General features: G+C 59.2%; 15 protein-coding genes. 4 read left to right on the forward strand and 11 right to left on the reverse strand.

Features of this window, described 5'->3' with window-relative positions:
* Window positions 1-369: 369 nt before the first annotated feature.
* A complete protein-coding gene (locus LN415_08280; GenBank protein ID MCJ2557083.1) occupies window positions 370-924 on the forward strand; it encodes a TATA-box-binding protein in 555 nt (184 codons plus the stop codon).
* A 174-nt stretch (window positions 925-1,098) separates the two neighbouring features.
* A complete protein-coding gene (locus tag LN415_08285; GenBank protein ID MCJ2557084.1) occupies window positions 1,099-1,581 on the forward strand; it encodes an OsmC family protein in 483 nt (160 codons plus the stop codon).
* 75 nt (window positions 1,582-1,656) lie between these two features.
* On the opposite strand, the gene LN415_08290 is transcribed toward LN415_08285, so the two are convergent.
* The 10 genes from LN415_08290 to LN415_08335 form a co-directional block, all read right to left on the reverse strand.
* Window positions 1,657-2,064, reverse strand: coding sequence for a PIN domain-containing protein (locus LN415_08290; GenBank protein ID MCJ2557085.1), 408 nt, complete (start codon window positions 2,062-2,064; stop codon window positions 1,657-1,659).
* The gene (locus tag LN415_08295) at window positions 2,065-2,292 is read right to left on the reverse strand and encodes a hypothetical protein (GenBank protein MCJ2557086.1); all 228 of its coding nucleotides are present in this window, start codon (window positions 2,290-2,292) and stop codon (window positions 2,065-2,067) included. It lies immediately after the preceding gene.
* Window positions 2,293-2,589: 297 nt separating this feature from the next.
* Window positions 2,590-4,722 carry a right-handed parallel beta-helix repeat-containing protein gene (locus LN415_08300; protein ID MCJ2557087.1) on the reverse strand — a complete coding sequence of 711 codons (2,133 nt, stop codon included), beginning with the start codon at window positions 4,720-4,722 and terminating at the stop codon, window positions 2,590-2,592.
* Window position 4,723: 1 nt separating this feature from the next.
* Entirely contained in the window at window positions 4,724-6,451 is a 1,728-nt protein-coding gene (locus tag LN415_08305; protein ID MCJ2557088.1) for a right-handed parallel beta-helix repeat-containing protein, read from the reverse strand.
* 15 nt (window positions 6,452-6,466) lie between these two features.
* A complete protein-coding gene (locus tag LN415_08310) occupies window positions 6,467-8,020 on the reverse strand; it encodes a right-handed parallel beta-helix repeat-containing protein (GenBank protein ID MCJ2557089.1) in 1,554 nt (517 codons plus the stop codon).
* Window positions 8,021-8,126: 106 nt separating this feature from the next.
* Complete coding sequence (locus tag LN415_08315) at window positions 8,127-8,543, reverse strand: type II toxin-antitoxin system VapC family toxin (GenBank protein MCJ2557090.1); 417 nt, start codon at window positions 8,541-8,543, stop codon at window positions 8,127-8,129.
* On the reverse strand, window positions 8,540-8,755 hold the full coding sequence (locus tag LN415_08320) for a hypothetical protein (GenBank protein MCJ2557091.1): 216 nt from the start codon (window positions 8,753-8,755) through the stop codon (window positions 8,540-8,542). Before LN415_08320 ends, LN415_08315 begins: the two co-directional genes overlap by 4 nt.
* Window positions 8,756-8,828: 73 nt before the next feature.
* Window positions 8,829-9,053: a hypothetical protein gene (locus tag LN415_08325; protein MCJ2557092.1), complete on the reverse strand. Its 225-nt coding sequence runs from the start codon at window positions 9,051-9,053 to the stop codon at window positions 8,829-8,831.
* 74 nt (window positions 9,054-9,127) lie between these two features.
* Window positions 9,128-9,871 carry a flavodoxin family protein gene (locus LN415_08330; GenBank protein ID MCJ2557093.1) on the reverse strand — a complete coding sequence of 248 codons (744 nt, stop codon included), beginning with the start codon at window positions 9,869-9,871 and terminating at the stop codon, window positions 9,128-9,130.
* Complete coding sequence (locus LN415_08335; GenBank protein ID MCJ2557094.1) at window positions 9,855-10,106, reverse strand: hypothetical protein; 252 nt, start codon at window positions 10,104-10,106, stop codon at window positions 9,855-9,857. The genes LN415_08330 and LN415_08335 overlap by 17 nt, the downstream gene beginning before the upstream one ends.
* A 266-nt stretch (window positions 10,107-10,372) precedes the next feature.
* Here LN415_08335 and LN415_08340 point away from each other — a divergent pair, with 266 nt between their 5' ends.
* Together LN415_08340 and LN415_08345 are read left to right on the forward strand one after the other, a co-directional pair.
* Complete coding sequence (locus LN415_08340; GenBank protein ID MCJ2557095.1) at window positions 10,373-11,518, forward strand: winged helix-turn-helix transcriptional regulator; 1,146 nt, start codon at window positions 10,373-10,375, stop codon at window positions 11,516-11,518.
* A gap of 94 nt (window positions 11,519-11,612) precedes the next feature.
* A complete protein-coding gene (locus LN415_08345) occupies window positions 11,613-14,048 on the forward strand; it encodes an Ig-like domain-containing protein (protein ID MCJ2557096.1) in 2,436 nt (811 codons plus the stop codon).
* Window positions 14,049-14,108: 60 nt separating this feature from the next.
* On the opposite strand, the gene LN415_08350 is transcribed toward LN415_08345, so the two are convergent.
* The gene (locus LN415_08350; protein ID MCJ2557097.1) at window positions 14,109-14,552 is read right to left on the reverse strand and encodes a hypothetical protein; all 444 of its coding nucleotides are present in this window, start codon (window positions 14,550-14,552) and stop codon (window positions 14,109-14,111) included.
* Window positions 14,553-14,756: the final 204 nt, after the last annotated feature.

A 14,756-nucleotide genomic window follows, 5' to 3' on the forward strand; every position in this document is an offset into this window, starting at 1 on the left:
TGAGGTTGCGGAGCGCCTGCGATTGAAGGAGGACATCGATTCCTTCGAGGGTGCTCCTGCCACGGAAGAATCCCACTCTGTTCCTGTCTACTGAGGAGGAGCCCCGTTCCCACGATCGTCTTCTTCCTTGGGATGCTGACCGCCCGGAAGGAATGCCATTCTCCGCGGGGAACCTTCCATTCTTCCCTCTGAAACGATTTCATACTGGCGGAGTCGATGTCTGGGGAGACGGAGCCAATCCTCGTCTTCATATCGCCATGTTCATGGTGATCACCCTCATCGCTCTCGCCTTCGCTCCGTGTCTCAGCCTCCCAAAGCGCCCTTTAACCGTTGCGAAAGCCTTTTCCCCAACCGCGGTTATGCTGGGGCGTGGGAGGAGACCCGAAGAAGGCGGAAGTGCAGAACATAGTCGCATCAACGCGGCTTGCCGATAAGCTTGACCTGGACGCTGTCGTGCCGATACTGGAAGGCGCACAGTACGATACCGAGAGGTTCCCAGGATTGGTCTATCGCATGAAGAAGCCGAAGACCGCCCTTCTCCTGTTCAGAACCGGGAAGGTCGTGTGCACAGGAGGGAAGAGCCTCGATGATGTTCGAGAGTCCGTGGAGATCGTTGCGGGCAAACTGCACGAGGCTGGAATGCCCGTTGAGCGGCATCCGGAGATAACTGTTCAGAACATCGTGGCCGTGTGCGATCTTGGCAGCGATCTGAACCTCAACAACATCGCCATCTCGCTTGACCTGAACATGGAGTACGAGCCCGAGCAGTTCCCCGGGCTGGTTCTCAGGCTGGATGATCCCAAGATAGTCTGTCTGCTCTTCGGCTCGGGCAAGATGGTCCTCACGGGCGCGAAGAACACGGAGGACCTGCACCGGGCGACCGAATCGGTCAGGGAGATCCTCAGCAGGAGTGGGCTCCTGTAGCACGGTCGTGACAACGAGCGCTCGGAGCTGCATCGAGGCACGACTGAGCCATTTTCGCCCATGCGGGATCGAAGAAACCCGAGAAAACATACTTGGACGTAGATAAGACGCATATAGACTGTCAGGTATAACGGTGTTATGAACCACGTGAACATGGAGAGCCTGACGAAGCTAATGGAAGCGATCAAAGGGGACTCCGCGAATGCAAAGATAACCCCCAAGGTCACGGGAAAGTGGATATTCGAAGAAGGGCAGCCTCAGTTTCGCTCTGAAATGGAGGTCGAGGGGGGAACCTTCACTGTAGATGCCGACATGCCCACCCCACTGGGAGGATGGGGAAGCGCACCCGGTCCGCTGCACTACTGTCTGTACGGCCTAGCATCTTGCTATGCGTTCACCTTTGCGGCTCTTGCCGCGATGGAGGGAGTTGCCCTCAGGAAGCTTGAGGTTGAAACTGAGGGCCACATCGACGTATCGAAGGTCTTTGGACTGTCGGATGACCCCATCGTTGAAGAAGTCAGGTGGAGAGTCGTTGTCGACTCTGACGCCGACGATCAGACGACAGAGAGACTGAAGAAACTCGCCCAGGAGAGGTGTCCGGCGGTCTACTGCCTGATGAACCCGATCAAACTCACGATCGACGTTCGAAGAGGGTAAGTGGAGACTCCCTGACAGCGAACGAATCCCACTCGCTCACCCGCGGCCTCGGGTGCTCCGAAGAACCTCGAGGATCTAGGAAGGAAGCACCACGAACCCGTGGACCTCGAAGTCCCGGTCGAAAGCGAAGGCCGTATCGATCTTCAGGCGCTCCATGATGGCGAAGGACAGCGAGTCCGTCAGATCGATCGCCTTGTCGTAGTATCTCCTGAAGTAGTCCATACCCAGGCTCCAGTCCTCCTCCCGAACCTCTTCGATCAATAGGAACGTGGAAGAAAGGATGGAATCCAGCTGACGGATAGCCTCCTTCTTGGACGCGCGTTTCGTCAGGCCGTCGACGTACTCGATCAGCACATTCTTCCCCGTCACGAAGCGATGCCCCTCCTCAAGCGACGCCCGCAGGAACTCCTCCGACGCGGCGTGGTTCCTGTCCTTCCTGGAGGCCAGGGCGATGAAGCCGCTGGTATCGACGTAGATCCTCAACTAGGGCCTCCAGTCCTTGCGCTCGCTCCAGTCCTTATCTCCCAGGTCGAGGGCACCGACGATGGAGAAGATGGGATCGTCCTCGACCTCCCCCTCCCGCTTGCTGATGTACTCCCTTATCGCGTCCCTTATCGCCTCCTTTATCGGGATGTTCCTCATCTCGCTCAGGTTCCTCAGCTTGGAGTATGAGGTCAGGTCCAGCTCGGTCTGGATGTACTTCCTCTTCATGGTGTGGAATAGGGTTTGGGCATACTTAAATGTTTCAGAACATGCAAATGTCGGACGACATCTAGACGCATCCCTCAGTCCAGGCGGGAAGTCGTTCCAAAGGCGCAGGACCACACGAACTGCTCAGCCCTCGCTTGCTTTTCGAATCAACAGGATCCGGTTTCCTCGGTCTCACGGACATCCGTAATCTCCCCGCTCTCGCTTACGAGTGAGTCTTCCCAATCGAGAATGCCGGCGTTCGAGAGCAAGGACGAGCCTGCCCCGCTTCATGTTCTCCTTGTTCCGGCACCATGCCCATCACTTGCTGACGAGGGTCCACAATGCATCGCTCGAAGCTCTCACCCAATAGCCTTGGCTCGGGCTCATGAAATCGGCGTCAGTGAGCGGTCTCAGGAAGTTCGGCGGGGCCGATGGATCATAGGCCTCCACCCTGTCCACCGGAACGGTCGCCTTCAGGTCCGATATGCGGTATTTGGGGTAGAACGATGGATAGCCCACGAGGTTCCACCCCTCGTAGAGCTGAATCTGCGTCTGAACGGGAATCACCCCCGCGACGGTGAAATTCGATCTCCCCGTGACGCTCACCCACACTCCCATCGTGTGGTCAATCCGATTCAGGGAGCTGTACGACTTTGACCTGGAGTAGGTCTTCCACTGATGCTGGAGCGGGTCGAACTGCCACGCCCTGTCGAAGTCGACCGTCTGCAGCACCACATCCAAGGAGTCGTCGTACTGCCGCAGGGGGATGGACAGGAGGTTCGGCCCTTCTAGAAGAGGGCGCGTGAACTTCGCGGGCTGCTCTTGAGCGCAGGAGGAGATGTTGGAAGCGGTCACAGCACAGACGCGGTAGAAGACGTTGGAGAAGTTCCCCTCTCCGGTCCCCGGGTCCAGGTGCCACTTCGACATCCTGGGCTTGGAGGCGATGAGCGTGTAGTCCTTCCCGCTCGGATCGAAGCTGGCACTCCTGTAGACCTCGTAGGACTTGACCGACTGAGCGCCGCCGAGGTCATCCGCTGACAGGTGCCAACTGACCTGCACGTCTCCGAGCTTGTAACCCACGAGGGAGGCGTTCAGATATACCGGCGGACCTGGCACTTGCCCCGTCGCCGCCTGCGCGACGTTCGATGCCTCTCCCTCCCCTGCGCTGTTCACGGCCCTGACGACATAGAAGTACGTGCCCGGAGTCAGCCCCTTGTCATCGTACCGAAGGATGCCCGTCTCCATGATGAAGGAGAGCGCGTAGGGCGTGGCGCCCCGATACACTCGGTATTTCTCTATCTCGAGACCGCCATCGAAGACAGGCGGCTCCCAGACGAGTCTCACGAGATCGGCGCCACCTCTTGCCCTCAGGTTAAGTGGCTTGGACGGGGGGGACGGGGGCAGAAGGGGATCCATTCGAGGGCTGGGATCCTCGCTCGGATGGTCCGGGTCGGTGCTGATCACGTACGGCGTATCTCCGATTCCGTCGCCATCCCCATCTACGCCCGTGTAGTCGCTCCAGTAGTTCCGGTAGAACCAGTCGTAGCACCAGTCGTAGTAGTAGTCGTAGCAACCCTCGTCGTAGGCCTGCACCACGTTGCCGATCATGTTGTTGTCAAAGACATGGACGAAATCCGTGTTGGCCAGACCGATACCCTGGCCGTTGAACATCACGGTGTTCTCGAAGATCTCCACACCATAGGTCCACCATACGAAAATGCCATAGTCGTTGTACGAGATCGAGTTCCCGCGGACCTCGCTGGAGCCCCGTTCCGATATCAGGATTCCGGTGTTGCTGTAGGAAATCTGGTTGTCAATCACGGAATTGCTCCAGGGTCCGTTCTCTATGGGCCAGTCTCCCATGTCGATCGCTATGAGACTCCAGGAGAACGAGTTGCCCTCGATACGGTTGTTGTTGGAGCGTTGTCTGATGGTAACACCGTATTTGTTACCCGTGAAGATGTTGCTTGAGATGACGCAGTTCTTCGTCGCGGTCATGTAGATGCCGATCTCGTTGCTCGCGATCACGTTCTCTGAGATTAGGCAGCCCGTCACGCCGCTCAGTCTGATCCCGGGGTCGATCGGCCCCGGCGGTAAATCATAGGAGTAGTTGTTCGTGATCGTGAACCCCATCACCTTCACATCGCTGGCGGTCACGCTCACGACGTTCTCGGCTCCGCAGCCGTCGATGGTGGTCGTCAGTGCTCCCTCTCCAAGCAACGTGAGCGGCTTGTTGACCAAGAGACCCCCGCAGTAGGTCCCGTTGTAGACGTAGATTGTGTCCCCGGGGATTGCGACGTTTATCGCCCCTTGAAACGAGGTATAGTTCCCCGGACCCGTCCCGCCGACGTAGAGAGTGCCCGCGCTCACGTTCACGGGGACTACAACGAGTCCCGCCAGAAGCGTGCCGGTCACGAGGAGAAGCACGACGGAGAGACTTCGGATTCTCATATCATCCTCCAGTTCGTCCGCTGCTCGATCGCCTCGATGAAACGTTTCCCACTTCCCGCACACAGTCTTCGTGACCTGCGGAACCGCATATCCTGGACCCGCCGCCTCCGCCAGGAGGCGTCCAGCTCACCGTGTTGTTCTCGAACCCGGGTACGCGTATCAGGTCAAGCGGGGGCTTCAACGCCACGAGGACAGTCGCGCTCGCCTCGTTCGACCTAGCCCCCTCGCCGATTGCGTTTCTAGCCGCGACCCGGTAGTGGTATGTCTTCCCCAACTCGAGTCCCGTGTCAACGTACGTCGTGACGTTCCCGATTTCGACCAGTAAGGTCTCCGTACCTGGAGCATAGCTGCGGTAGATGCTGTAGTTCGTGATCGGGGAACCGCCGTCGTATCGTGGAGGGTGCCAATCGAGCACTATTCGCGCGATTCCAGCTGTCGCCTGTAAGTCTTGGGGTCTGGACGGAGGCGCTTGAGGCACAACATAGGGCTCCATCAGGGGATACCTATCTTCATTGTGCTGCGGTGTGACGTATTCATAGGGGAAATTCGGACAGACGTCCACGACACGCGGTGTGTCTCCAAAACCGTCGCTGCCTGGCTCCGTCTGGTTCGGGCCACTGAACTCGTCAGGACCCGAGTAGTCGCTCCAGTAGTTGCCCCCTGAGGGATAGCCATTGTCCCACTCGTTGTCGTAGCCGCTGTCACAGGCATGATTCGTGTTATCGACGAAGTTGTTGTGGTAGAAGACATTCCCCACACTCGGATGCCAATACTCGTACTCATCCAGGTAGAGGATGATTCCCCATTTGTTCCCTATGATGTCGTTCTCACGGATGGTGTTGGTGCAGGACAGATACAAAGAGATTCCCCAGTCACTGTTGGTGATGCGATTCCTGGCAATCAAGTTGTTCGAGCCCCATATATTGATGGCAGTCCACTCTGGATTGGATATCGTGTTGTCGGTGACTGTGTTCCCGTAGGAGAAGTAGACGATGATTCCACCTCCCTCCGAGGAGAGATCATTGTGCGCCACTTCGACTCTTTCCGAATGGTAGAGGAAGATGCCGTGACCATCTTCGAATGTGTTGTTTGTGATGGTGCTTTGCCACAGGGAGTCTGCGAATATGGCCTCACGGGTGGAGCTCCGAAAGATGTTGTCCCTGATCGCTATCTCACTCGAGTATCGGAACTCAGAGGGTCTGATGCGGATGGCCCACGTGTTGTTGCTGAAGCTGTTGTTGCTGATGACGCAGTTGTGTGCCTCCCACAAGAGAATGCCGATCAGGTTGTCAGAGATCACGTTGTTGGAAATCAAGCAGTCGGAGGCCCCGATGACACTAATGCCTGGGTCAACAGGAACGGGCGGGGGCGGTGGTTCAGGAGCGCCATCAGTCCCATTGACGATTGTGAAGTCTCTGATGTGCACTGAATCGGCCAAGATGGTCACAGCGCTCACGCTTCCGCAAGCGTCGATGGTCGTCGTCAGCGCTCCCTCCCCTCGAAGCGTGAGTGCCTTGTTGACCAAGATCTCTCCGCAGTACGTTCCGCTGTACACGTACACGGTGTCCCCTGGTGTCGAAGCGTTGATTGCATCCTGGATAGTCGTGTAGTTGCCAGGTCCCGCCCCGCCGACGAAGAGCACAGTTGCCTGTGCGCTTGGAAGCACGCTCATGCCCGCCAACGAGGCGCACAGGAGGAAAAGCACGACCACCAGGCTTCTTCTCATCATAGCAGTCTCCGGTTGTTAGGGATCCGAACGCGCCCAGGTCGCCCCCCAATCCGGTGTCTGGGTGGACGTCCCGATGGAACCAGTCCCCGACACTCTGCTCTCGAATGCGGTGCTAAAGGGAACCCCCACGCCTGGTTCAGGCAGGCAGTCTTCGTGACCCGCGGAGCTGCATGTCCTGGACCCGCCCCCTCCACCAGGTGGTTTCCGGTTCACCGTGATGTTCTCGATTCCCGAAAGCCCGTATTCCTGGGGCAGCGGCACTGGCATTCCATCGGATTGGAGAGTGCCATACAAACCGACAGGAGGAGAATGAGGAGCATAGGGCCTCATCAGAGGATACCTGTCTGCAGGGTCGCCACGGTCAGGCGCACAGGGAGGAACGACACGAGGCGTGTCTCCGATCCCGTCTCGCCCGGGTCTATCTTGGTACGGCCCTGAGAACTCATCCTCACCCGTGTAGTCGTCCCAGTAGTTCCCTCCCGAAGGATATCCGTCGTCCCACGTGCCGTTGAGGTTGTCGTCGCAGGCATGTTCTCCGTTCTCTATGAAGTTGTTGTGATACACCCAGTTGCTCCCCCGAGGGTCATCGATTTCGACTCCGGCCACATTGTGTCCGATGGTATTCCCTGAAATGAGGTTGTCGTGGGTGCCTAGCAGGCGGATACCGGCTATCGAGTTCCCCATTATCCTGTTGTTGGTGACTGATATCTGGACGGCACTCGCAAGTCCCGCGTATACGCCCCGGTCGTTGTCCGAGATCAGGTTGCCGGTTATGAGGATGTCCCTCCTGGGGTACCAGCTCAAGATTCCGTCGCCGTAATCCGAGACGGTGTTGGCTCTTATCTGGGCATCGCCTGAGTAGAACAGGGCTATCCCGTAGCTGCCGCTTCCAGATACGCGGTTGCCGACGATCTCAGCGTCGTATGAGTAGGCAAGCTCGATTCCCTTGTCTGTCTCAAGAATGACATTGCCCAGTATGGAGCTGCCGTCCGAGTAGGAGATTCTGATCCCCCGTTCCTTCTGCGAGATGCTGTTGCCCTGAATCACGTTGGCGTCAGAGTAGAGGACCCTGATGCCACCACTGAGACCCTTCAGGATGGCATTCCCCTCTATCGTGTTGTGACTCGAGTAACGGAGAGTGATCCCCTGTATGTCCCCGTGAAATGTGTTGTTGGCGAACCTGCAGTCATGGCCACGATGCAGGACGAGCCCCTTGTCCGATGACCCGCCGATCGTGAATCCGGAGACTTCCACGTGAGACTCTGACACGAAGACCGCCGTTGGGCGATTCTCGGCCCTGATCTCGGTCGTCTCCGCGTGCCTGCCCACCAATGTGAGCGGCTTGGATATTGAGACGCTCTCCTTGTAGACGCCGGAGTAGACGTAGACGGTGTCCCCTGGATTCGCGGCGTCGACGGCTGCCTGGATCGTCGTGTAGTTTCCCGGACCAACCCCACCTACGTAGAGCACTGCCGCACTCGCGCTCGGAATCAGGCTCGTGCCCGCGAGGAGCGAGACGAGCATTATGAGCGCAAACGCAAGAGCCCTTCCTTTCGCAATCCCTCTCATACTGTATCATTCGACCTGGTCGCATAAGAGGATTGTATACTGGGAACGCGCGACTCTATCAGGAAAATGGTCGCCTATTCGCACGAATCCTTGCATCTAGCGAGGGTCACTCGCTCCCCGTCTCCGCGAACGCCTCGAGCAGCGTCCCCGTCGAGACCGTGCTCTTCGGAGCCTTCTCCAGGAGCGCCCCGTCCGCCGTCCACAGCAGGCAGTCCTCCATCTCCGCGAGCGCCAGGTAGCACCCGTCGTAGAAGGAGAGCCCGTTCGACCTCGCCACCTCGATCGAGCGCGTGAGGAGGATCGGGTCAAAGGGGACCTCGTCGACCAGACCGATCGCCTCCGCGAAGGGCGGCGTCCTTCCCCCTCGCGAGACCTTCAGCGCGACGCTCCCCAGCTCGTACTTGACCAGCTCCGGGGAGAGCAGCTTCTCCCTCGCCGTCAGAAGCAGGATGAGGGCGCGCACGTCGTCACTGTCCTCCTCCTCCACGAATGTCTTCGCCAGGACGCTCGCGTCGACTATCACGACTCGTCCCTCAGCCTTCTGATGATGTCCGCGACGCTCTCGCGGCTCCTGACCGCCTTCTCCTTGAGGACTCCGAGGGACCGCTGCGCCCTGATCCTGGCGGCCTCGGCCTCGATCGCCCTTCGCGAGACCTCCGCGGGGCTCATGCCCTCCCGCTCGAGCTCCTTCAGCACGTCCTCGCCCACGCGTGTCGAGACCACTCTGGAGCGCATGTATACACCTCTGTATACAGATATGTATGCCGAGGGTAATAAACCTTCCCGAAGCGGTCACTCACTCGTCGGATCAGTCGAACCCAACGACCTTACCCGTCCCATCCTCCACGACGACGGTCTTGGGGGCGTCCTTGAGCACGCCGACGTCGAAGGTGACGGTCCAGACGCCCTTCTCCGCGTACTCTTTCACCTTCCTGAGTTGGACGAAGCTGTAGCCTCCCTTCCTCTCGATGAACTCCCTCGCCTGGTCGACGATCCACTCGGTCGTGCTCTGCATGATCTCCGACCTTGTCAAGGCGCTCCAGCGAGATAAGGGTTTCCGAAGTGACACGTGCCACTGTCTCGTCTGGACAAGGCCGCGAGGGGCGCTCACTCGTTCATCATCCGCACGCACTCCTCGAGGGTTACGACCTCTCGACTCACGGCCGTGAGCGTCTCGGCCGACATATCTCCCTCGACCAGCTCCCGCCCCGCCCGCCTCGCGGCGTCGAGCACGTCCTGCGCCTCGCCCTGCTTGAGAAGATGCCTCAGCACCCACCCGTGCGGGCGGAGGAGGGCGCCTGCGAACTCGCGGCCCAGGTTCTCGCACGCGGCGCGCACGTGCACGAGCAGCGGGTCGAAGTTGTCCAGCTCGTGGAAGCCGCAGCTGGAGACGAGGACGAGCCTGCCCCGCTTCACGTTCTCCCTGAGCGCGTGGCGGCAGTGCCCCCCGCGGAGCTCGAACTCCGGCTCGAGCAGGGGTATCATCCTGTCCAGGAGGTTCTTCAGCGGCCCGCTCATGCCGTCGACGTAGAGGGGCGTCGCGAGGACGAGGACGTCCGCGGTCGCTATCTTCTCGAGGACGGCGCGCATGTCGTCTTCTTGGTGGCACTTGCCCGGCGTCCGGATCCAGCAGGCGAAGTCGCCCTGGCACGGGCGGATGTCCAGGTCCTTGGTGTGGATGAGCTCCGCGTTCCCGAGCCCCTCGAGGAAGGGCTTCAGGATCAGGGCGGTTACGCCTCCCGAGCCGCGGGGGCTGCCGTTGATCGCGAGGACTTGCATACGCACGAGATGGGCGGGGCGGTTCTTGTGCGTTTTGGGCGGGAAGCGCAGGCTCCTACTTTCGGTAGACATCCGGAGTTCGTGGATCCATCTCAAGCTTGATGTCGTGCTTCTCGAGCACCTTCTCGACTGAACACAAAAGATGGCAGAGCCCCTTGAAGTAGCTTGGGCCCTTACTCTCGATTCCGTGGCTCTTGTTTCTGACAACGTAGACAAGGCCGCTGTCCCAGCACACTCTTTGAGTTACTGCTCCCTTCGGGTTGCCGTCGATGTCGTTCGTCCAGAAGCGTATCCTCAGTTCTATCATGCGTTCACCTCTGGGAACATCTTTGACTTTCTTTGTCATGGGTATCTCCTCGTTGCCCAGAATCTGTATCAGGGGTATAACTCTTTCCGGAATTGGCTTCCGAGGCAGGCTAGCTCCCTAATGTGATCCCATCGAATCCAAATCGAGGAATGGGCGGGCGATTCTCTCGGCAATTCAGGAAGTTTGATATGGGTACATGCATTCGAGGGTTGTATGAGGGATAGCTATCGTCTGGTCTACTTCCTGGGGGCAGGGGCGGCGAAGGCATGCTCGTCGACCCCAATGTGCACATCTCCTGGCGCGTGTGGGAGGAGACATGGGAGTTGTTGCCTAGCGGGGGCTATGCCGTGGGGCATACGGGGAACCGCACATCGCACTTCGCTCGGTTCGACGCGACCTCCAGCGACATCGCGTACACCGTCAATCCGACCGACATGGGTCCTGACGTCTCCATGGACTACATCACCCGCGACTCGGTCGGGAGGACGTATCTGATCGGTTCGACCCTGGACGTGTACGGCGTGGATATGCATCCCGTGTCCTCGTTCTCGCTCCCGCTCAGTCCTGACGGCATGGGGGCCGCCTTCATCGACAGCGAGGACCGGGTCCACGTGGTCGCAGGGGAATACGGCCACTACGTGTCCGTCAACTGGACCGGCATGGTCTTCGTGGACGAGTACATCCCGGTGGGGTCCGCGAGAAACGACCCCTTCCTCCGGTTGGAGACTAGAAGCATCGACATGGTCCTCGATGCGGACGGCATGCCTGTCGTGGCCGCCTCGGAGAGGCGGGGGTACGGCCCGGACAGGGAGAGCAGGCTGGTAGTCACGCGGCTGGTGCCCCGACCCGAGGAGCCGCTCGACCCAGTCCTCGTCTGCGGGCTGCCGCTGGGCGTGCTCGCGCTCGCCTCCGCCCTGTTCGTCACGCTCACGGAAGTCGGAAGGTACGGCTTCCTCTCCCTGCTCGTCCCGCTGTACGTCAGGCTCTCGAGGTCGCAGGTCCTCGACCATTTCGTAAGGGGGCAGATCTACGAGTACATCAAGCTGAATCCGGGGGACCACTACTCCTCCATCCGCAGAGAGCTGAGCCTCAGCATCGGTCTCCTGACCTATCACCTCTCCGTCCTGGAGAAGCAGAACTTCGTGAAGTCCCAGCGTGAAGGGAAGCTGAAGCGCTTCTATCCTGTGGACATGACGATACCACGCAAGAAGGGCGTGAGACTGAGCGACCTGCAGGTGAAGATGCTGAGGAGGATCGACAAGAACCCAAGCATAACGCAGGGGCAGCTCGCGGGGCTGCTTGGCGTCTCGAGGCAGACGGTCAACCACAACATCAAGCTGATGGAGAGGGCCGGCGTCCTCGAGGCGGAGAGGGACGGGGGCGCCCTTAGGTACCGGGTCAAGAGCGTCTAGCGGGCGTTCCGCCGAAATGATTCGACGAGTTCACCAGAGATTACTTAAGCCGTCGCCGCACAAAGATACTCTAGAGTGGAGGAGAATGCGGGCAGTGTCTGCAAGGATGGACGTTCTCAGCGCTATCGTAGTGACGGCTCTCCTCGTATCGGTCTTCTCTTTCGCGGACCCGCCAGGAAGTCTGCGGTCACCCGAACGCAACGAACCGCTAGACACGACGTCTCCGATCATCGAATGGACGTCTCCCGCTCACGGGCAGGTCGTCTACCCTGACGCTGACGTCGTCATCCGGTTCAACGAGTCCATGAAGACATCATCCTTCACGTGCGAATTCCTCTCGGGTTGGGATCCGGGTATGAACTGGTCGTGGGAGAGCACTGTCTATGAGAACGACACCGTCCGCGGGACCCACGCGGCGCTCTTCAGCTCGCCTGCCACCTACGAGCTCAACGTCACCTACGCCGAGGACGTGGCCGGTAACCCGCTCGCCCCTGGGCCGGTTCCGAATCCGTGGAACTGGAGCACGATTGTGGTTATAGTCTCGACAGACCCCGCGCATGGCGAGACAGACGTCGACACATACCAAGACATAATGGTTAGCTTCAGCGGCTCTGTCGACCCCGCGTCCAGCATCACCTGGGCTATCTTCCCGGACCCTGGAGGATGGATCGCAACATGGGGCGCTGGCGATACCATCGTGATGCTGTCGCACATCAATCCCTTCGACCCTTGCTCGTGGATCACTGTTGCCTTCTACTTGGATGGATTCCCCTTCCCAAGCCTGGTGCCGAACCCATGGTGGTTCCAAACCGAGTGCCCGCTAAGGATCATCCACACTGATCCGTACCACGGACAGACGGATGTGCCGCTGGACCACGATATCGTCATCGAGTGGAGCAAGCCTATGGACCCAGGGACGGTCATGTGGACTATAGACCCTCCACACCCAGGGGGATGGAATCAGAGTTGGTCCGTCAACAACACAGTACTCACGCTATCACACACCGTTCCGTTCCTTGACTGTCAGCTCTATGAAGTCGCCATCGTGGAGGGACGGGACATGGATGGCTACATGTACTTGCCAGGATACGACCTCGTCCCTAACCCTTGGAGCTTCACAACGGTGTGCCTGCCCAAGATCACGGTGACCGATCCTTCCGACGGTCAGACCAATGTCCCCTTGGACAACACAATATCAGCCGTCTTCAGCAAGCCCATGAACACAACCTCCGTTAGCTGGACCATAGTCCCGTTCGTTGACTTGTTTCCGATGTGGGATTTGAATGACGCGAACCTGACTCTCCTTCCCACGCAACCGTTCGAGGTCCTCACTGCATACACGGTGGAAATCCAGGGAAAGGACAAGAACGGAAACGGCCTCGTTGCGGGCCCCGTCCCGAATCCATGGACCTTCTACACCGGAATCGAGGAGCATCTGCTGAAGTCGACTGATCCATATCACGGGGAGGTCGACGTGGCTCTCACACGCCCAATCATAGTGAGATTCAGCAGGAGCATAGATGTCCATACCTTCACATACATGATCGTTCCCTTCATCGCTCTCACTGTGAACTGGATGGATGGGGACAAGACGGTCATGTTGACCCACTTGGACGAATTCGAGAGCTCCACTCTGTACACGATGGCAGTCNCCGGAAACGACTTGGATGGTATGCCAATACCCCCCGGACCCGTCCCCAATCCGTGGAGCTGGACAACGGCGGAACAGTCTCCTCAACCTCCACCCGCGCCACCAACGGCCATCACAGCATCCTTGAGCGGGGCGCAGCTTCAGGACGTTACAATCACGTGGCAGCTCTCTGATGATGATCCCGGTGGTGGCGTGTCCCACTATGACATCTTCCGAGGGATTGACGTCTATGACGGGAGCGGGCTCAGTTACTCTCATCTGGCGAGTGTTCCTGCAGGTGTGTCCGTCTTTGTGAATCAACTAGTGGGTCTGGACGAGCACGACTACTTCTATCTTGTCTGTGCCGTGGGGTCGAATGGATCGTCGTGCACAGAGAATCAGGCCGCCAAGTTCACACGCCAGCTCATCGCAGGTCCGAATCTCGTCTCCGTCCCGCTCGTTCTGTCAGACGAGAGCATCGGGACAGTTCTGCAGACGGTCAAGTACGATAGGGCCTGGTTCTACGACTCCTCGAGCGGGGAGTGGAAGTGGCATATGACGGCCAAAGGATATGGAGGACTGACTGACCTCAGCCACACGATAGGCCTGTGGGTGAACGTCACCGGGGACTGCAACTTCCACGTCGCGGGATTAGTTCCCGCTCAGACCACGATACACTTGCGGGAGGGATGGAACCTCGTCTCCTTTCCCTCATTCAACTCATCCTACACGGTCGCGGACCTGAAGGCGGAGCTGCCCGTCGAGCGGGTGGAGGGATTCGATGCATCCGCCCCGCCGCACTTCCTGCGGGTGCTGCAGGACTCCGATGTGCTTCTCGCGGGAGAAGGCTACTGGGTGAAGGTCTCCGCAGACGTGGCGTGGGTCGTGTCAAACGGGTGAAAGGGACCCGCAGGCGTCCCGCCAAAACGATCATGAACGCTGCTCGACACTGCACAATCCCTAAGGAGCGGTGACGGTCTCGGACACGACGACCCTGTTGTCCTCCCACCAGCGCAGCACGACCTCATACTCCGACCCCGATTCCAGGTCCCCCAAGGTGAAGGTGTCTCCCCATGAGAGCCCGAAGTTCCGATCGACGTCCGTGAAGTTCAGCCATTCGCCCGACGGGCCCCAGTCGTACGTGAGGTTCTCCGTGGTGTCCGTCAGTTCCGCCGGAAAGCCTGTCCAGGACTGGCCGTCCTTCTGGACGTCCACTCGGTAGTGCTGCAGCGGGACCACCATGCTCACGCCACCGACCATGACCTCGAAACCCTCGGGCGTCTCGGTGACGTGCAGTTGAACATGCGGCACGTAGGTGGCCCCCGGACAGGTCGGCCCCACCCCCTGCAGTGCGACGAAGAGGAGGAGGACAACGGAGACGACGAGGGCAGCGGAAAGGACCATGCAACTCCCCACCAACGCACGTTCACGCGTCGACGGGGGCTTCCTTTGATCCGGCGTTTCGGTCATGGACCTTCTACCCTCCGTTCGTGGAACCGTGTCCCGGGCTCATAACCCTTTCGCCATTGATCATGAATCCACGCCCGGCGAGTCCGTTGCCGACGAGCCCTATGGTCCGATGCATGCGGGGCTCGAGAAGTAGAGCAC

Source organism: Candidatus Thermoplasmatota archaeon (genome assembly GCA_022848865.1).
In the GTDB taxonomy this organism is placed as follows: domain Archaea; phylum Thermoplasmatota; class Thermoplasmata; order RBG-16-68-12; family JAGMCJ01; genus JAGMCJ01.